The organism is Ardenticatena maritima (assembly GCF_001306175.1).
GTDB classification, from domain to species: Bacteria; Chloroflexota; Anaerolineae; order Ardenticatenales; family Ardenticatenaceae; genus Ardenticatena; species Ardenticatena maritima.
On sequence record NZ_LGKN01000003.1, the window covers coordinates 447,412 to 465,268 of the forward strand.

Here is a 17,857-nt window from a genome sequence, read left to right on the forward strand (position 1 = left end):
AACAAGCCAATGACTCAAACAGCGGTTTCGACAACTGATATTCACACCGCCGAGCAGGCGTCTGCGCCATACATCTCGGTGGTGATTCCCCTTTATAACGAAGAAGAAAGCATCCCACACCTTTATGAGAAACTGACCGAAGCCCTTGAAGCATACGGCAAGCCCTACGAAGTCATCATTGTGGATGACGGCTCGACCGACGGCAGTTATCCCCTGTTGCGGCAAATCGCCGAAAAAGACAAGCGGTTCAAGATTGTGCGGTTGCGCCGCAACTTTGGGCAAACCGCCGCTTTTGCCGCCGGATTCGACCATGCGCGGGGTGAGGTCATCATTACCATGGACGCCGACTTGCAAAACGACCCCGCCGATATTCCCAAACTCATGGCAAAAATCGAAGAGGGGTACGATATTGTGAGCGGCTGGCGTATCAACCGCCAAGACCGCTTTTTGGACCGCAAATTGCCCTCGATGATTGCCAACCGCCTCATCTCGAACGTGACCGAAGTGCGCTTGCACGATTACGGGTGCTCGCTCAAAGCCTATCGCGCCGAGGTGCTGCGCGAAGTGCGCTTGTACGGCGAATTGCACCGCTTCATTCCGGCGCTTGCAAGCCAGGTGGGTGGGGCGGTCACCGAGGTGCCCGTCAATCACCATCCGCGCCGCTTTGGCAAATCAAAGTATGGCATTAGCCGCACCATTCGCGTGATTCTCGACCTGATTACGGTCTGGTTTTTGGGGACGTACTCGACGCGCCCCTTGCACGTTTTCGGGACGATGGGGCTGGTTTCAGCGGGCATTGGTGTTCTGTTGGGGCTGTACCTTTCATTTTTGAAAATTGTTGAAGGTCAGAATATCGGCGGACGCCCCTTGCTGTTGCTGGCTGTCTTGCTGGTGGTCGTTGGGGTGCAGTTGATTACCATGGGCTTGCTGGCGGAGATGATTATCCGCACGTACCACGAAAGCCAGGGCAAACCTATTTACGTTGTACGCGAAGTGCTCAACGCCGATGAAGCGTGAGCCGCTTGCGTCTCAAAGCCACGCAACGGCACAGGCACAACACCTGTGCCGTTTTGCACGTTTGGAGGCAGGAAGGTGAACGTCGAAGCAACAGACGCAACAGAAAAGCCGGTTTCGCTTGCACCGCGCACCTATGGCGTCTTGCTGGCGCTCTTTCTTGCAGTTGCGGCGTGGGTGCGCTGGCAGTACGCGCGTGAAATCAGCCTCTTTGTGGACGAATTTACCACCATGTGGGCGGCAAAGCGCATTTTGGAATTGGGCGTGCCGCGTATGCCGAGTGGTGTGCTCTACACGCGCGGTATTCTCGCCTCTTACGTCGAAGCGGCGTTCCTGGCGTATCGGTACGACCCGCTGGTCGCGCGCATTCCCAGCATCCTGTTTGCGTTGGCAACGATCGTCACCGTCTATCACGTGGGGCGTCGGCAGTTTGGCGCGCGGGTGGGGTTGGTTGCCGCGGCGCTGATGGTGCTGGCGCCCGAAGAAATTGTGTGGGGCGCGCGTGCACGCTTCTACATGCAGTTGCAACTGTTCGTCCTGCTGACGGCGTGGGTGACGTATGCCTCGGTACGGGCGCAAGACCCCCGACGCCGGGCGCGCCTGCATGTCTGGTTTGTGGTGCTGTTTGTGCTGGCGTTGTTCAGCCAGGAAGAAACGATTTTGCTCTATCCGGCGCTGGTGGCGGCTATTGTGGCGTGGCGGGGCGTGCGTTTCTTCCGCCACCCCGATGCCGTGCTTGCCCATGTGGGGGCGTGGATTGCCATGGGGGTGCGCTACCTGATCGAGAAAGTCGGGCAGCCCGGCTACTTCGAGACCATTCAGGCGCGCCGCCCTTACGTGGGGTTGATTTTCGACATTCGCGGGGCGTGGGAGGAGTACGGTCCTTTCTTTTATGAACCCGCGCGGCTTGTGCTCACGCTTTTCGTGCTGGTGGCGCTGGTGATGGCTCTGCGCGAAGCCCGCCGCGCCTGGCGTTTCGATTCGTGGCGTACATGCCTGCTGGATGGATGCGCAGCCCTGCGCACCATTGCCACGTCCTATCAGGCGACGCTCTACTACCTCTGGCTTTTTGGCGCTGTGTTTGTGGTCATTCTGCTCTTTGTGGGGCAAACCTGGCGCGAAATGCGCTACATCTTCATGATTGTGCCCTTCTGGTTTTTGCCGGCTGCGGCGGGCATCGTCTGGACGTGGGACCGCTTTGTCCGCTCGCCGCGCCTGCGTGAACAGGGCGCGCTTGGGCTCGCAATCGTGGCGATGGCGCTCTTCGTTCCCGATGCGGTGCGCACGTTGCGCCAGCAGGTGGAAGGCTACGACCTGGCGCTGGCGTACATTGCCGAACACCGCCAACCGGGCGACGCCGTGCTGACGCCGCAACCGCCGGCGTGCGCCGCCGTCTTTGGTCCTTGCGACTACTACGCCATTCAGAAAGATTACGAGGAGTATGTCATTCGGCGCGATGGTGTCTGGGTTGACCGCTGGACAGGTGCGCCCTTGCTGAACACGGTTGAACAATTGGAAGAGGTCATCCGCACACATCCGCACACCTACTTTTTGGTTGACGGGTATCGTCTGGCGACACGCTACGAACCCGCGTTTGTGCGCATGGTGGTGGAACAGATGGACGTGGTTTTCATGGACCGGGGTATTGCCGTCCTGCGGGCGGATGGTTGGCGCGATGTGCCGCCGCGTCCGGTGGTGCACACCTATGAGCCGCCTGTCAATTTCAAGAACGAAGTTGGCTTGCGGCGCGTCGAATTGACCGGCGACCATGTGATGCCCGGTGAAACGCTCAACGCCATGCTGGCGTGGACGGCGTTGGGCAAGGTGTGGGACGAATACAACGTCTTCTTCCATCTGGAAGCGCCCGACGGCAGCCTGCTTGCCCAGGATGATGCGCCGCCGGTGGACGGCGTGATGCCGACGTGGTTGTTCCACATTGGCGAGCAGCCTGAGTATCCTGATGAGCATACGCTTGCCATTCCGGCGGATGCACCCACGGGGCGGTATCGCTTGCAGACCGGCTTGTACCTGCTCGATACGCTTGAACGATTGCCTATTTTGAACGCGGAAGGCGAGCCGGTGGGCGACGCCTGGACGGTGGACTACATTTGGGTTGGGGAGCGTCCACCCCTGCCGCCTGTGGCGCTGAACGCCGCCTTTGAGGGCGGATTGGTGCTGGTGGCGCAAAACGAACGCCCCGCACGCCTCACACCTGGCAGCGAAATTGCCATAACGCTTGCCTGGCGCGCCGACGCGCCTCTGGCGCGCGATTACACCTTCTTTGTGCAGTTGCTCAACGCCGATGGTGTGCTCGTCGCGCAGAACGACCGCCAACCCGAAGGCGGCTTTTACCCCACCACGGCGTGGGATGTGGGCGAGGTGGTGCAAGACACCTACCGTCTCACCATTCCCGCTGATGCGCCGCCGGGCACCTATCGCCTGATTGCTGGGGCGTACTGGTGGCAGACGGGTGAACGTCTGCGCCTGCCCGATGGGAGCGATGCGGTTCTGCTCGGTACAGTTGAGGTGGTTGCTCCCTGAGGGGGAGATACGTGGCAGAAAACAAAAACGCCCGCCGCGCTGGCGGGCGTTTTTGTGTATGGTTCAGCGTTGGGTTCTCAGGTGTGGGCGCGTTGTTGCGAGGAAACCGGCACAGCGACCGCAGCCGGTGCGGCGCGGCGCAGACGGTGAAGCAGGAAAATGGTTGTGCCAAGCAGGAGCACAGCGGTGCCTTGGTGGGCGATCGCCAGCCATTTGGGCACGCCAAAGATGACGACGCTCACGCCCAGCGAAATCTGCACAACCACCAGCGCCAGCAACAGGTTGGTGCTGGCAATCACTTCATCATCGTATCCCTGTCGGCGCACGGCGACCGCGAGCGCAACGACGACTGCCGCGACGACAAACGCAAACCAGCGGTGAATGAAGTGCACCGTCAGCGGCGTTTCAAACAAGTTGACCCACCACGGTTCCATCACCGACAGCAGTTTGGGCGGCACAAGATAGCCGAACATCAGCGGCCACGTGTCCGAAACGTGCCCCGCTTTGAGCCCGGCAACCAGCCCGCCATAGGCGATTTGCACCACCAGCACCACCAGCAGCGCCCACGCCAGCCGTGTCAGCGTGGGTGAGGCGGGGCGGCGGATGGTTTCGTCGGCGTAGATGCGATTGAACGCCATCCAGAGCGTGAGGGCGAAAAGCGTGAGGGCGGTCAGCAGGTGAATGGTCAGGCGCAAATGGCTCACCGCGGGGCGATCCACCAGCCCACTCGCCACCATCAGCCAGCCAATCAGCCCTTGCACGCCAAACAGGGCGGCGATGAGCCAGTACCGCCACGATTCGCGCCAGGGGATGATGCCGCGGATGCCGTACACAATCAGCGGCACCACAACCAGCAACCCCGCAATGCGCCCCACCAGACGGTGGAACCACTCAATGAGGAAAATTTCCTTGTATTCTTCCAGCGACATGCCTTTGTTGACCAGTTGGTACTCCGGCGTCTGCTGATACTTGGCAAATTCTTGTTGCCAGGCTTCTTCACTCAGCGGCGGCACCACGCCCGTGATGACGTTCCACTCCACGATCGAAAGGCCGGCGCGTGAGAGGCGCACGTAGCCGCCCAACACCACCATGAAGAAGGTGAGAAACGCCACCAAAAGAAGCCAGGCCGTGATGGGGTCTTTGCGAATGGCACGGATGCTCATGGTTTGCCTCCTTTATGCCTTGACGGCTTCCGGATAGAGTTCGCCATATTTGCGGCGCAGATAGGCAATGTAATCGGCAATGTCCAAAGGTTTGCCGGTTGCGCGTTCGATGAGTTCCAGCGGCAAGAATTTTGCGCCGTGGCGGTAAATGTTTTCGGTGAGCCACGTGCGCAGGGTTTCAAACTGCCCCTGACGAATCTCATCGGGGATAGAGGGATGTGCGTTGACGGCGGCGTTGAAAATTTGTGCGCTCATGATATTGCCCAACGTGTAGCCCTGGAACGCCCCACCGACAACCCCGCCAAACCAGTGCACATCTTGCAACACACCGTGGGCGTCGTCCGGCGGCGTGATGCCCAAATCGCTTTCATAGCGTGCGTTCCAGGCGTCGCGCAAATCTTTGACCGCGAGCGAGCCTTCCAGCAGTTGGGCTTCCAGGTCGAAACGAATCAGCACGTGCAGATTGTAGGTAACTTCGTCAGCGTCGGTGCGGATGAGCGAGCGCTGGACTTTGTTGATGGCGCGGTAGAACGTATCCAGCGAGACGTCGCCAAGTTGTTCGGGGAAAGTGGCTTGCAAGTGCGGGTAGTAGTGCTCCCAGAAGGGGCGACTACGCCCCACCAGGTTCTCCCACAGCCGCGATTGGCTTTCGTGCACGCCGCTTGATGCGCCGTTGGCGAGCGGTGTGCCTTCGTATGCCCAATCCACATTTTGCTCGTAGAGCGCATGCCCCGCTTCGTGCAGCGTGCTGAACAGACCTTCGCTCAGGTCGTTTTCTTTGAAGCGGGTGGTGATACGCACGTCGCCAATCGAGAATTTGATCATGAACGGGTGGGCGGTTTTATCTTGCCGCCCGCGGTTGAAATCGTAACCGAAGGCGCGAATGACGCGCTCGCCGAATTCGCGTTGCCGGTCTTCCGGATAGGTGCGGTGCAGGCAACTGTCGTCGGCGGGTGGATGGGCGGTAATGGCTTCCACAAGCGGCACCAGGTTGTCGCGCAGTTTGGCGAACAGTGGGCGAATCGTCGCCACCGTCATGCCGGGGTCGGCCCACTCAATCAACGGGTCCATTGGGTGCTCATATCCGGGGAAGCAATCGGCAATGCGGCGGCTCAACTCAACGGTTTTTTCCAGAAGCGGCACCATGCGCGCCCAGTCGTTTGCCGGGCGGGCTTCCACCCATGCCGCATAGGATTGCGAGATGTGCGCCGACAATGCCGCCACCAGGTCTTGCGGGATTTTGGTTGCGCGTTCGTACTCGCGGCGGGTGACGCGGATGAGCGCGGCGTCGTCATGGTCGTAGGGCAGGCTTTCGGCGTAGGCTTGCAGGTCGTCCAGCAAGCGCCCAATGGCGGGGTCGGTGAATTTTTGATGCGAGAGTTGTTGCAACGTTGCCAGTTGGCGGGCGCGCGCCTGAGCGCCCCCCGGCGGCATGTAGGTGGATTGGTCCCACGACAACACCGAAGCGGCGGCGTTGATGTTGTCCACTTCCAGCAAACGGGCTTTGAGTTCGGCAAGTTTTTGTTCGACCACGGGACACTCCTTTGTGAACTTTTTTGCAATGCCTCGCATTGTATCCAGGTTTGGCAGTTTGTCCATGCACCTTGTCTGTTTTGGGAGATTGTTCCTGCGGTTCACCCAAGAGTACCATTGTCTTTTTTTGAAAAAAGTGCTTATGCTCCCCCTCGTGTACACCGGCGTACTTCTTCGACGTAACCAATTGCTTTACTCCGTCGTCTTATCAACCCAACGCTGGATAAAAGGAGGCCTATTCTCATGCGTCGTACACGCCTATGGTTGATAGTCTTCATGGCAGTTTTGAGTTTGTGGAGCGTTGCTTGCCAAAATGTAGAAGGCATAGCCATGCAATCTTCGGGCGAGGCGGCTGCGCAGCCGGAACCGCCCTCGCCAACGCCAAGTCCAACTGCCACCCTGCGCCCGACGTTTACGCCGCTTCCAACAGAAACCCCTACCCCAACGGCGACGGCGACCCCCACCAACACCCCTACGCCCTCGCCGACGCCGACGGCAACCATCACCCCCACGCCGACACAGACGGCTACGCCAACGCCGGTGCCGCCCACCCCAACACCACAGCCGACCCCCACACCGGTGCAGCGGGTAGAACGGGTGGTGTTGGCGAACTATTTTGCATGGTATGATGGTGACAAGTGGGATGCCTGCAACATCAGCGCGGGCGACCGTCCGCTCGAACCGTACCACTCCGATGACGCCGGGGCGATTCGCCGCCACATTGAACAGGCGCTTGCCGTCGGCATTGACGGCTTCACGCTCAACTGGTTTGCTCCGGGGGAACGAACCGATCGCAATTTCCAAACCTTGCTGGCGCAATCGGCGGGCACACCTTTCCGCTCAACCGTTGTCTTCCATCGCCATATCTGGCACGGCTCGCCTGCGCCAAACCAGCAAAACGTCGCCGAAGCCATTGCCTACATTCTCAACACCTACGCCGGACACCCCAACTTCTTGCGGTTGGCGGGGCGTCCCGTGATTTTCTTCACCGATGTCTATCGCGTTCCCATCACGGGTGGGCAAACCCCGCAAGAAGCATGGGCTGCCATTCGCGCCCAGGTGGACCCCAACCATAGCGCCTGGTGGATTGCCGAGGGGCTGGACCCCTCGTTCCTGAGCGTGTTTGATGGCTTGTATGTGCACAAAATTACGCACGCGAAGTGGCCGAACGACTACGTCAAAATGCCGCGCTGGGCGGGGTGGGTACGCTCGTGGGAACAACAAACCGGCCAGCCCAAATTGTGGGTTGCCACGCTGATGCCCGGCTGGGATGATACGCGCGCCGGCTGTAAACCTGACATCCGCGTGCCGAGTGAGCCCCACCGCCGCGACCGCGAGAACGGCGCGTTCTACCGCGCCACCTTCAACGCGGCGATGCAAAGCCTTCCCGACGTGTTGTGGATCAATTCCTGGAATGAATGGGTGGAGGGGACGTACATTGAGCCCAGCGTGCAGTATGGCGACCTCTACTACCGTATGACGGCGGAATTTACAGCGCAATTCAAGTGAAATCGTGCAGGGGTGAAATGAAAACGGTGGGGCTTTATCGCCCCACCGTTTTTGTTCTGCTTCGTGGTCTGAATTATTCGATGGCGACAATCTCGAACACAATGGTGCCGCCCGGCGTTTGCACTTCTACACGGTCGCCCACTTTGTGCCCCAGCAACGCCTTGCCAATGGGCGATTCATTGGAAATGCGTCCGTTGGCGGGGTCGGCTTCGGCTGAGCCGACGACGGTGAAGCGCTCCTCAGGACCACCCTCTTCGCGCACCACCACCGTTGAGCCAATGGTGACGACGCCTTGCGCTTTGGCGGCCTCATCAATCACCTGCACGTGGCGCAACAGCTCTTCCAGTTGCTGGATGCGCCCTTCCACAAAGGCTTGCTCCCGCTTGGCTTCATCGTAGCCAGCGTTTTCGCGCAAGTCGCCTTCTTCGCGTGCGCGGCGAATCATCTCCGCAACTTCGGGGCGGCGCACTTCTTTCAGGTAGCGCAATTCTTCTTCGAGCTTGGCTTTCCCCTCTGGTGTCAACAAAGTGGGTTTTTGGTGCGTGCTCATAGCCGATAATCCTCTCTCTATCTGCTGAAACAAGAGAACTGAGGGACGCCCCTCAGTTCTCACAACGCTTTTGGCGAAGACGGCGCTTATTATATCGAATAGCGTCTTTTGGTCAATTGATATCGCAGAATAGACCATCGTCGAGGCTTCAAATGGTTGGTTGTCAACCTCTTTTCTTCGTGATATTCTTCACATGCTGCTTGGGCTTGTCGAACCAAAACCGTGCATGGAGGAAGAACAATGCATGCCTTCCGTGAGCAGACGATTGGAACGTTTTTGGACGCATTGGCGAGCGACGCCCCAGCGCCGGGCGGCGGTGCGGCTGCCGGTTTGGCGGGGGCTATGGGCGCGGCGCTTATCTCGATGGTCACGAACCTCACCATTGGGCGGAAGAAGTACGCCGATGTTGAGGAAGAGATGAAGGCCATTCGCGAGCAGGCGGAGGCGATTCGTGTGGAATTGACGGCGCTGGCGGAATTGGACGCGCAGGTGTTTGAGCGTGTGATGGAGGCGTATCGCCTGCCGCGCGAGACCGATGAGCAGAAAGCCGCTCGCAAACAAGCGATTCGCGAGGCGCTGAAAGAAGCGACGGAGGTGCCGCTGCGCATGGCTGAACAGGCGGCGCGCCTGTTTGAGTTGGCGGTGCCGCTTGCCGAAAAGGGCAACAAGAACGCTATCAGCGACGCCGGCGCCGGTGTGCAGTTGGCGAATGCGGCTTTTGAAACGGCGTTGCTCAACGTGGCGATCAATCTTTCGTTGTTAGATGATGAGGCGTTTGCCGCGCAGGTGCGCGAGCGTGTCGAAGCCTTGCGTGCCGTGCAGGCTGAATACAAAGACAAAGCCGTGGAAACGGTCTATCGCCGCATTTTGGGGTAGCGCCAATGCTGGATGGTATCACCATTACCGTCTTTGGGCGTTCGGTGACGGTGCTCAACAATTGGATTGAGCCGCGCCTGGCGGTGGCCTATTTTGCCTGGATGGTGCTTGCCTTTATGGGGCTTATGCAGGTGGCCGCCGGCTACTGGCAACGCCCGACGCTGCGCTGGCTCCCTGAACGCCTGGCGATTCCCGCCGGGGCGGTGCTGTGGGGGGGCGCGTTGCTGGCTTTTTTCCTGACCAACCAGCGCTGGCTACGCGCCCCTGGGCCGGCGACGGCGGAAACGGCTATTTTGTTGGCGAGCGCCTATCTCGTGGCGCTTGTGCTGACGCGCCTGCTGGCGTGGGGCGGCGCACGGGTGGAGTGAGCCAATGGGTGCTTTGGATTGGATGCTCTTTCGCCTCATCAACGGGTTGGCGGGGCAGTGGCCGCCCCTTGATGGGGTGATGTTCTTCCTGGCAACCGATTACATGTTGCCGACGATGGCGTTCAGCGTGCTGGTCTTCTTCTGGCTTAGCGGCCGCGACCGCGAGCGTGTGATGGCGTTCAGCGGGTTGGTGGCGTTCGTGTGGGCGAATATCGTTGTGAAGGCGCTCAACCTGATGTGGCGGCGTCCTCGCCCATTCACCACACATGATGATGTGGTGTTACTCTTCTACCGCCCCAGCGACCCCTCGTTCCCCGCCAATTCCGCCACGGCGCTGGCGGCGTTGGGCTGGTTGGTGTGGCGACACAACCGGCGTGTGGGGGGGCTGTTGCTCTTGCTGGCGGTGGCGATGGGGGTGGCGCGTATCTACGTCGGCGTGCATTACCCGTTCGATGTGATTGGTGGGTGGGTGTTGGGCATTGCGGCGGCGGAAACGTGGTATCGCTATGGTGAGCCGCGCGCGTTGCCTGTGATGCAAGGCGTGGCGCGGATGTTGGCACGTCTCGGATTGGCGTAAGGCAAATGGCATTGGACGAATGCGCTAATTTTGGTAGAGTATGCGGCTGGTGCTGGCGCACGCCCGCGAAAACGTTGAAGGAAGGAGTAGAGCCATGGATCATCTGAAAGCACTCATCCGTGATGTGCCCGATTTCCCCACCAAAGGGATTTTGTTCAAAGATATTACGACCTTGCTCAAAGATGCCGACGCTTTTGGTGAAGTGATTGACCGCATGGCGTCCCGTTATGTGGATGATGAAATTGACCTGGTGGCGGCGATTGAGTCGCGCGGCTTTATTTTTGGTGCGCCACTGGCATATGAGTTGGGGCTTGGCTTTGTGCCCGTGCGCAAGTTGGGGAAGTTGCCCGCGGAAACGATTGAGCAGGAGTACACGCTGGAATATGGCAGCAATCATCTGGAAATGCACGTGGATGCGGTTCAGCCTGGCCAGCGGGTTTTGATTGTGGACGATTTGCTGGCAACGGGCGGCACGGCTAAAGCGACGGCGCAGTTGGTCGAACGCTTGGGCGGCATTGTGCACGGGTTTGCCTTCATGGTGGAATTGACGTTCCTGAATGGTCGTTCGCGGCTGGAAGGGTACGATGTGTTTACGTTGATCCAGTATTGATGTTGGGCTGGCAGACGGAAGCGCCCCGCAGGCAACGGGGCGCTTTTTTTATTTGCTCCAAGTTGCCCAATTGACATTCCCTTTTCCCATGCTACACTTGCGTTGAATGAACGTTCAATCTAAGAAAAAGGAGGGGGCGATATGGCCGCCAAATGGACAGCCGCCGATATGCCCGACCAAACCGGTAAAATCATCATCGTCACAGGGGCGAACAGCGGGATTGGGTACGAAACCGCGCGCGCACTTGCCCACAAAGGCGCGCATGTGGTGATGGCGTGCCGCAGTCGCGAGCGTGCCGAAGCCGCCGCCGCTCGCATCCGCGCCGAAAACCCGCGCGGCGAGTTGGCGGTGCTTGACCTGGATCTCGCTGACCTGGCGTCGGTGCGGGCGTTTGCCGACACTTTCACCCAGCAGTACGACCGCCTGGATGTGCTTGTGAACAATGCGGGCATTATGGCACCGCCCCAGCGGATGACGACCAAAGATGGCTTTGAAATTCAGTTTGGGGTCAACCATTTGGGGCATTTTGCGCTCACGGGGTTGCTCATCGGGCGTTTGCTGGCAACGCCCAAGTCGCGTGTGGTGACGGTGAGCAGTGGCGCGCATCGCTTTGGCACAATCAACTTTGACGACCTGAACTGGGAGCGCTCTTATTCGCCCTGGAAAGCGTATGCGCAAAGCAAACTGGCGAACTTGCTCTTCACGTTTGAATTGCAGCGCCGCCTGGAAGCCAAGGGCGCGGAAACGATTGCGGTTGCCGCCCACCCAGGCTATACCAACACCAATTTGCAGCGCTACACACGCTCCTTCTCGCTCCTCAACAAACTGCTGGCGCAGTCTCCCGAAATGGGGGCGCTGCCCACGCTCTACGCCGCCACCATGCCCGATGTGCGCGGCGGCGACTACTTCGGTCCCGACGGCTTCATGGAAATGCGCGGCTACCCCAAGCGCGTGCAGGCGAAGCCCGAAGCCTACGACCCGGAGACGGCGCGGCGGCTGTGGGAAGTCTCGGAGCAGTTGACGGGTGTTGCGTACCTTGACGATGTGCCTGCGGCGCGTGAAGCGTGAGGTGGAACGATGGCAACGGCATTGATTACGGGGGCGTCGAGTGGCATTGGCATGGCGTTGGCGCGCGTGCACGCCGAGCATGGAGGCGACCTGGTGCTGGTGGCGCGCCGCCGCGAACGCTTAGAAGCGCTCAAAGCGGAGTTGGAAGCCGCGCATGATGTGCGCGTTTGGGTCATCGTGGCTGACCTGGCGCAAGATGGCGCGCCGCGCAAGGTGTACGACCTGGTACGCGAGTTGGGGCTTGATGTGGACATTCTGATCAACAATGCGGGGTTTGGGTTGCATGGGTTGTTCCACACGCAAGACCCCGAACACCTTTCGCAAATGGTGCATGTGAACGTGCTGGCGACGACAATGCTCACGCGCCTGTTTGTGCCCCACCTGATTGCACGCGGGCGAGGGCATATCATGAATGTGGCTTCGGTGGCGGCTTTCATGCCGGGACCATGGCAAGCGGTCTATTACGCCACCAAAGCCTACGTGCTCTCTTTCAGCGAAGCGCTGGCGGATGAGTTGCGCACCACGGGCGTCACCGTGACGGCGTTATGCCCAGGCGCGACGGAAACCGAGTTCAAGGAGCGCGCACGCATTGGGCGGGTGCGCGGCTTTGAGATGGGCGCGATGTCGGCGCGAGAGGTGGCTGAATATGGCTACCGCGCCATGCTGGCGGGCAAGCGGGTGGTTGTGCCTGGCTGGCGCAATCGCTTGCTCACGTTTTTGCCGCGCATCTTGCCCCGCTCATGGACGGTGGTGATGTCGCGCATTGGCATGGAACCGCTCTAAACCGTCCACGCATCCAGACGGCAACGCCCCTAAGGCAACCCTTAGGGGCGTTTTTGCATCGCGGCGTCCATCAGGCGGTCGCGCAGATGTTCCGCCAACGGGACGACCTCATCTGCGGGCGCCTCTGCTTCAACCCGCGCCTGCAACTCAGCCAAATCGCGCGCTATGCTTTCCGCGACGGCGGGGTCCAGTGCAGGGCGGGCGCGTTCAAAGGCTTGGGTGGCGCGTTCGAGTACGGCTTCCGCGCCGCGACGTTCCACGCCTTCCCCTGCTTGCGGATACTCGATGAGGAAGACTTCCAGCCCTTGGGCGGCTTCTTCAAGGGCTTGTTCCGCTTCGGATGGGGCGGCGGGGGCTTCTGTTCGCCAGAAGAGCCAGCCGATGATGACGATGAGAGCGAGTAATCCCAACAAACCAGCCCATATCCAGATGTTTTCATGCCATGCTTTTTTCTGAACGCGATAGATTGTCATGGCTCATCCTCCTACAATGGCAATCACGCGCTTGTTGTCCAGTGGTTCAACAATGGTGCGAATGGTTTCCAACAGCGAGGTGGTCGGTTCACCCACCGCCGTCAGGTCAATCAATTGCCCGTCAATGAGCAGGCGCACGTCGGGCATGAAGTGCGCGGGGGACGCCCCCAGCAGATGTTGCATGCGTTCGAGCAGGTGGGGCGGTGTACCGAAAACAACGTGCGCTTTCCCCGAAAAGAAGCGCACACCACCCCGCACGTCCACCACCGCCAGGCGCGGCGCACGCCACCAGTGGCGCGGCACGCGGAAGACGTGAAACACGTCGTTCGTCGCAAGGAGTTCCAGGCGGTTGGGCGGCATGCCGCAGGCTTCAGCCGCAAGGCGCTGTGCTTCTTCTGGTGTCATGCGCAGGTCGTGCGTGGGGGTTGCCAGTGCCGCTTGCCCCGTGGCGATGGCGCGCAACATACCGCGCTGTTCGTCGCGTTCGACCACCACGCTGACCGTGTGGGGCGCCGCGCCTGAACGGATAGCCGCGGCGCGGGCTTCACGCACCAGGTCGTGCCCGTTATCGTGCCCGCGCATGGGCTGTTCCACCACTTCGCGCACCCATGCCAGCGCATCACCCAGCGACGAGATAACCTCGGCGTGGCGTGGAAGCGTGTACGTGATACCCAGCGCCTGCGCAACAGGCGGCACAAGCGCCCCCGCTCCGCCACCGCCCCCAATGAGAAGCAGGCGGTCGTGCGGGACTTTGTACTCGCGTGTCATCTGCCGAATGGCTTCGGCGATCCGCGCGGTGGCTTGGTTGAGTACCGCTTGCGCGGCTTCTTCCGCAGACATGCCCCACATTGCGCCAAGCAGATGAAACGCGCGCAAAGCGGCGTCGCGATGGCCTTCGGCATACGCCCCGCGCGGCACCCACCCCAGCGCGTTGGCGGCGCAGGTGAGCGTCAGCGCCCAGCGGCGACCTTGCTCATCGGCAAGCACAACGTAGTCGTCGGGGTCGTCGGGGGTGGGGGAGCAGGTTTCCAGCCGCAGGTGGGCGGCGTCGAGCACTGCAGGGTCGAAGCAGGCGTAGGGCAGTCCGGCGATGTGCGCGGAGCGGGGACCAACGTCCACCAAACCGCGCGCGCCGCTGCGAATCATCGAACCGCCCGCAACACCCTGCACGCGCACGTCGAGCGCCTGCACGCAGGTGGGGTGTGACATGACCTTCACGTAGTGCATGGTGGGCATGCCGTGGCGGATGAGGCTGATGTTGCTGCTGGTGCCGCCGATTTCCAGAAAAACACCGAAGACCACGCGCCCGGCAAGCAGCGCCCCCGCCAAACTCGCAGCGGGACCCGAAAAGAGCGTGAGAATCGGGCGCTGGCGCATGGTCGCAAGGTCGGCTAGCCCCCCGTCGCCGCGCATGAGCATGAGCGGCGCATGAATGCCGTACTGCCGCAAGCCCTGTTCCACATGGCGCGCGGTTTCCAGCATTTTGGGCAAGAGCGCCGCGTTGATGGCTGCCGTGACCGTGCGCACTTCCAGCCCATAGGCGCCTGTCATCTGGTGGGCGGCGACCGCGGGAACGCCCATTTCCGCCGCCACGTCGAGCACCAGGTTTTCGTGGGTGGGGTCTTCCACGCTGAACGCTTCACTGGCGACAATCGCTTCGGCGCCTTGCGCTTGCAACTGTTGAATCGCCTGGCGGGCGGTTTCACGTGTCAGCCCGTGGGTGGTTTCCACAAAGAGGTGTCGGGTTTGCAATGTATGTTCCGGCGCAAGCGTGATGTCGCCGATGTGGGTGCGTTTGGCGGCTTCCAGCACGTCGCGCCCGCGCCCCATGCCCAGAATGCCCACGGTGGCGGTGTCGCCTTCCAGCAACGCATTGACGGCTTGCGTGGTGCTGTGCGCCACCAGCGCCACGTCTTCGGGCACGATGGCGTGGCGTTCCAGCAGGCGGCGCAGAACCGCCACAACGCCAGCCGCTACCCCTTCGGGCGCGTGGTGTGTGGTGGGGACGAGCGCCTGCCCAAGCAGGTGCAGGGTATGCGCGTCCACCGCCACGGCTTTGGTGAACGTCCCGCCGACGTCAATACCAATGCGGACGCGCGTCATGCTTCACCTCCTCCGGCATGGTTTCGTTGAGCAAGCGTTCCAGAACATGCATGACAATGTCCGTTGCCAGCGGTACGAGGTGTACCAGCCGCTCGGTTTGCGCGCCGTCGAGGGCGAGCGTTTCCCATTCGGTTTGCACCAGGTGGCGCACGGGCGTGCGTGCCTCAGCCCCGTTCATGACGCGACCTCCTCGCGTACGAGTGAGACAGTGCGGGCGCGCCGCCAGCGTTCCACCAGCCAGCCGACGCCGTACACGGTGAGCATGGCGAGTTGGGCGCTGATGGTTTCCAGCGTGGGGTGGTAGCCGGTGAATTCGGCGAGCGTGCGGGGCAGGCGCGGCAGTTGCGTGAGCAGGGTGGCGTCGAGGAAGCCGGCTTCTTGCAATTCACGCACGCCTTTGCCCACCACGAAGACCGAGAGCAACGCCATCATCACCACAGCGGCGCGCAAGAATGTGCCGAGCGGCAGGCGGCGACCGGATTGCAGAATGAACCACGCCACAACCGCGAGCACCACCAGCCCAAGCGCCAGCCCATACGCCACATGTTGTTGCGTGTGGGGTCCCAGGCTGAAGAGCACTTCATAGAAGAGCACGGTTTCCAGCCCTTCGCGATACACGGCGGTGAACCCCAGCGCAAGCAATGCCGTGGTGCGCCCACCTGAAAGGGCTTCCCAGGCGCGGGCTTGCAAAAATTCGAGCCAGCGCCGATGATCGAGCCGCCGCGAGAGCCAGAACGTCGTCCAGAAGAGCAGGCCGACCGCGAGGAAAGAGACCACCGCTTCCAGCAGTTCGCGCGTGACGGGGGCGACGTTGAAGATGAAGCGGAAGAGCGCCCATGTGGCGAGCGTCGCCCCCAGCGCCAGCCCTACGCCCATGAGCAGTGTGCGGCGGTGCGCCGCGCCGCCCGGCACCTGGCGCAGATACCCGAGCAACGCTGCCAGCACGAGCACGGCTTCAATGCCTTCGCGCAAGATGATGACGAACGCCGCGCTGAAAATCAGCGTTGGCGTGATGGCGCCGTTGTCCGCAAACATGGCTTCAATGCGGTCTAGCCCGTCGCGGATGGCTTCCAGCGGCGTTTCAACCTCCTCAGCCGGCGCACCGACTTTCATTTTGTTGCGCATTTGCGCGAATTGGTATTCGAGTTCCAGTGTCATATCGGGGTCCACAGCACGCAGGGGGATTTCAACCGCCTCAAAGTGGTCCAGATAGGCGGCGCGTGCCAGACGATACGCTTCTTCATAATCGCCTGTACGGTAGGCGCGCATGGCTTGCACCAACAGCGTGTCAATGGCTTGCAACTCGGCGGCAACGTCCACGGTGGGCGTGCCGCCTTGCGCCGCGGCGGGCGTGGCGGAGAGTGCCATCAGCAACACCAGCAACACGATGTGCATGAACCGTTTGAACATGACAATGCCTCCTCTGGTTGTTCTGTCAACGGTGAGGGGGCGACACGCCATTGTGCCGCCCCAACGCGAGAGGGGAGAGGTGAGCCGTTGGTGAGAACGGGTGTGTCGTTAGTTGGTGTCAACACCGTTTTCTTCCGCCAGAACAGCGCGAACGCGTGCCAGGTTTTCTTCGATGGCGTCTTCAAGGGCTTCCAGTTCACTCACCGGAGCGCCCGCCTGGATCTTGTCGCGCAGGTCTTTGAATTGGACTTCGACCGTTTCCACCAGTTCGGGGTCTTTTTGCAGCAACTTCCCTTCCAGGTGCTCGAAACCGTCCAGGTAGGCGGACGCCGCCAGTTCGTAGGCTCTATCGCTGTCGCCCGCTTCGTAGGCGGCGATGGCGGCTTCGATCTGGTCGTGGATGAAGACTAGCAACTCCGTATCGCTGGCTTCGACAACCTGGAAGCCGTAGAGTTCGCTCAACTCGGCGATGGCTTCTTTGCTTGCATTTGCCACCATAACGCCTTCCACAACAGCGGCGGGCGGTTGGACGGCGGGCAGCCACTCGGCTAATTCATCCAGCGCATGGGCGATTTCTTCGGCTTCTTCGGCATTGCGGGCTTGGGCGTCGGCGGCGATGGTCTCGTAAAGCCTGCGCGCCACCTGCAAGAAGCCGTAAGCGTCCTGGTATTCTTCGGTGTTGGTCAGTTCGCCGTTTTGCACAGATTCGGCGTACTCTTCGGCGACGCCCTCCAACAAGCCGGCAATCACTTCCGCGGTGAAGTCGGGGGTGTTCCAGGCGTCGCCCGCTACCGTGCGCGCGGCGTCGTCAATCGCGGCGAAAGCGCGGTCGTAGGCGGCGGCAACCGCTTCGCGGTCGTCGCTTTCGGCGACAAGTTGCGGCAGGGGGTCGAGGGCGGCGAGGAAGGCGTCAGTGTCAACGCCCGCTTCGGCAAGCGCCGAGGCGACGACGTGGTACAGTTCGCTCTTGGGGTGGGCGGCGTGGGCGGCAGCCATGGGATCGTTCATTTCCCAAAGTTCGCGGCTACTGGTGAGGTGCCCTTTCATCTGCATCAGGCGCACAACGGTTTCAGCGGGTGTTTTGGCTTCGCTCAATTCTTCGTGCTCGTGTTCCTCATGCGCTTCGCCTTCTTCGGTGTGCGTTGCGCTTGTTTCTTCCGTCGTCTGCGCCTGCTCCGCTTCGGTAGGCGGTTGCTCTTGCGATTGACCACCGCACGCGGTCAGCGCCATCAACAGCATGATGAATGTCAGCAGTGCGAGATGTTTTTTGAGTGCCATA

Annotated in this window: 17 protein-coding genes; 9 read left to right on the forward strand and 8 right to left on the reverse strand. The window is 61.0% G+C overall.

Annotation, left to right across the window (positions count from 1 at the left end; genetic code table 11):
• Nucleotides 1-9 precede the first annotated feature (9 nt).
• Together SE16_RS02045 and SE16_RS02050 are read left to right on the forward strand one after the other, a co-directional pair.
• A complete protein-coding gene (locus tag SE16_RS02045; protein ID WP_082381963.1) occupies nucleotides 10-1,017 on the forward strand; it encodes a glycosyltransferase family 2 protein in 1,008 nt (335 codons plus the stop codon).
• Between the two features lie 75 nt (nucleotides 1,018-1,092).
• Entirely contained in the window at nucleotides 1,093-3,555 is a 2,463-nt protein-coding gene (locus SE16_RS02050) for an ArnT family glycosyltransferase (RefSeq protein WP_054493428.1), read from the forward strand.
• A gap of 77 nt (nucleotides 3,556-3,632) precedes the next feature.
• Here the strand turns inward: SE16_RS02050 and SE16_RS02055 are convergent, their stop codons facing one another.
• Both SE16_RS02055 and SE16_RS02060 read right to left on the reverse strand, forming a co-directional pair.
• Nucleotides 3,633-4,718, reverse strand: coding sequence for a COX15/CtaA family protein (locus tag SE16_RS02055; protein WP_060687132.1), 1,086 nt, complete (start codon nucleotides 4,716-4,718; stop codon nucleotides 3,633-3,635).
• A 12-nt stretch (nucleotides 4,719-4,730) separates the two neighbouring features.
• A complete protein-coding gene (locus SE16_RS02060) occupies nucleotides 4,731-6,251 on the reverse strand; it encodes a carboxypeptidase M32 (protein ID WP_200907347.1) in 1,521 nt (506 codons plus the stop codon).
• Between the two features lie 330 nt (nucleotides 6,252-6,581).
• Here SE16_RS02060 and SE16_RS15880 point away from each other — a divergent pair, with 330 nt between their 5' ends.
• Nucleotides 6,582-7,760: a glycoside hydrolase family 99-like domain-containing protein gene (locus tag SE16_RS15880; protein ID WP_161804500.1), complete on the forward strand. Its 1,179-nt coding sequence runs from the start codon at nucleotides 6,582-6,584 to the stop codon at nucleotides 7,758-7,760.
• 73 nt (nucleotides 7,761-7,833) lie between these two features.
• Here the strand turns inward: SE16_RS15880 and greA are convergent, their stop codons facing one another.
• Nucleotides 7,834-8,310 carry a transcription elongation factor GreA gene (greA, locus tag SE16_RS02070; RefSeq protein WP_054493241.1) on the reverse strand — a complete coding sequence of 159 codons (477 nt, stop codon included), beginning with the start codon at nucleotides 8,308-8,310 and terminating at the stop codon, nucleotides 7,834-7,836.
• 240 nt (nucleotides 8,311-8,550) lie between these two features.
• Here greA and SE16_RS02075 point away from each other — a divergent pair, with 240 nt between their 5' ends.
• The 6 genes from SE16_RS02075 (at nucleotide 8,551) to SE16_RS02100 (ending at nucleotide 12,592) form a co-directional block, all read left to right on the forward strand.
• The gene (locus SE16_RS02075) at nucleotides 8,551-9,186 is read left to right on the forward strand and encodes a cyclodeaminase/cyclohydrolase family protein (RefSeq protein WP_054493240.1); all 636 of its coding nucleotides are present in this window, start codon (nucleotides 8,551-8,553) and stop codon (nucleotides 9,184-9,186) included.
• A gap of 5 nt (nucleotides 9,187-9,191) precedes the next feature.
• Nucleotides 9,192-9,554, forward strand: a complete 363-nt coding sequence (locus tag SE16_RS02080) for a hypothetical protein (RefSeq protein WP_054493239.1) — start codon at nucleotides 9,192-9,194, stop codon at nucleotides 9,552-9,554.
• A gap of 4 nt (nucleotides 9,555-9,558) precedes the next feature.
• Nucleotides 9,559-10,131 (forward strand): phosphatase PAP2 family protein, encoded by a 573-nt coding sequence (locus tag SE16_RS02085; protein ID WP_060687136.1) that lies wholly within the window; start codon nucleotides 9,559-9,561, stop codon nucleotides 10,129-10,131.
• 94 nt (nucleotides 10,132-10,225) lie between these two features.
• On the forward strand, nucleotides 10,226-10,741 hold the full coding sequence (locus SE16_RS02090; protein ID WP_054493715.1) for an adenine phosphoribosyltransferase: 516 nt from the start codon (nucleotides 10,226-10,228) through the stop codon (nucleotides 10,739-10,741).
• Nucleotides 10,742-10,882: 141 nt separating this feature from the next.
• On the forward strand, nucleotides 10,883-11,809 hold the full coding sequence (locus tag SE16_RS02095) for an SDR family NAD(P)-dependent oxidoreductase (protein WP_054493714.1): 927 nt from the start codon (nucleotides 10,883-10,885) through the stop codon (nucleotides 11,807-11,809).
• 9 nt (nucleotides 11,810-11,818) lie between these two features.
• On the forward strand, nucleotides 11,819-12,592 hold the full coding sequence (locus SE16_RS02100; protein WP_054493713.1) for an SDR family NAD(P)-dependent oxidoreductase: 774 nt from the start codon (nucleotides 11,819-11,821) through the stop codon (nucleotides 12,590-12,592).
• A 41-nt stretch (nucleotides 12,593-12,633) separates the two neighbouring features.
• Here the strand turns inward: SE16_RS02100 and SE16_RS02105 are convergent, their stop codons facing one another.
• From SE16_RS02105 to SE16_RS02125, 5 genes are all read right to left on the reverse strand, one after another.
• Nucleotides 12,634-13,065, reverse strand: a complete 432-nt coding sequence (locus SE16_RS02105; protein WP_054493712.1) for a hypothetical protein — start codon at nucleotides 13,063-13,065, stop codon at nucleotides 12,634-12,636.
• A gap of 3 nt (nucleotides 13,066-13,068) precedes the next feature.
• Entirely contained in the window at nucleotides 13,069-15,168 is a 2,100-nt protein-coding gene (locus tag SE16_RS02110) for a hydantoinase/oxoprolinase family protein (RefSeq protein WP_054493711.1), read from the reverse strand.
• Entirely contained in the window at nucleotides 15,143-15,346 is a 204-nt protein-coding gene (locus SE16_RS02115) for a hypothetical protein (RefSeq protein ID WP_054493710.1), read from the reverse strand. The genes SE16_RS02110 and SE16_RS02115 overlap by 26 nt, the downstream gene beginning before the upstream one ends.
• Complete coding sequence (locus SE16_RS02120) at nucleotides 15,343-16,578, reverse strand: FTR1 family iron permease (protein WP_054493709.1); 1,236 nt, start codon at nucleotides 16,576-16,578, stop codon at nucleotides 15,343-15,345. Before SE16_RS02120 ends, SE16_RS02115 begins: the two co-directional genes overlap by 4 nt.
• 108 nt (nucleotides 16,579-16,686) lie before the next feature.
• Complete coding sequence (locus SE16_RS02125; RefSeq protein WP_054493708.1) at nucleotides 16,687-17,856, reverse strand: hypothetical protein; 1,170 nt, start codon at nucleotides 17,854-17,856, stop codon at nucleotides 16,687-16,689.
• Nucleotide 17,857: the final 1 nt, after the last annotated feature.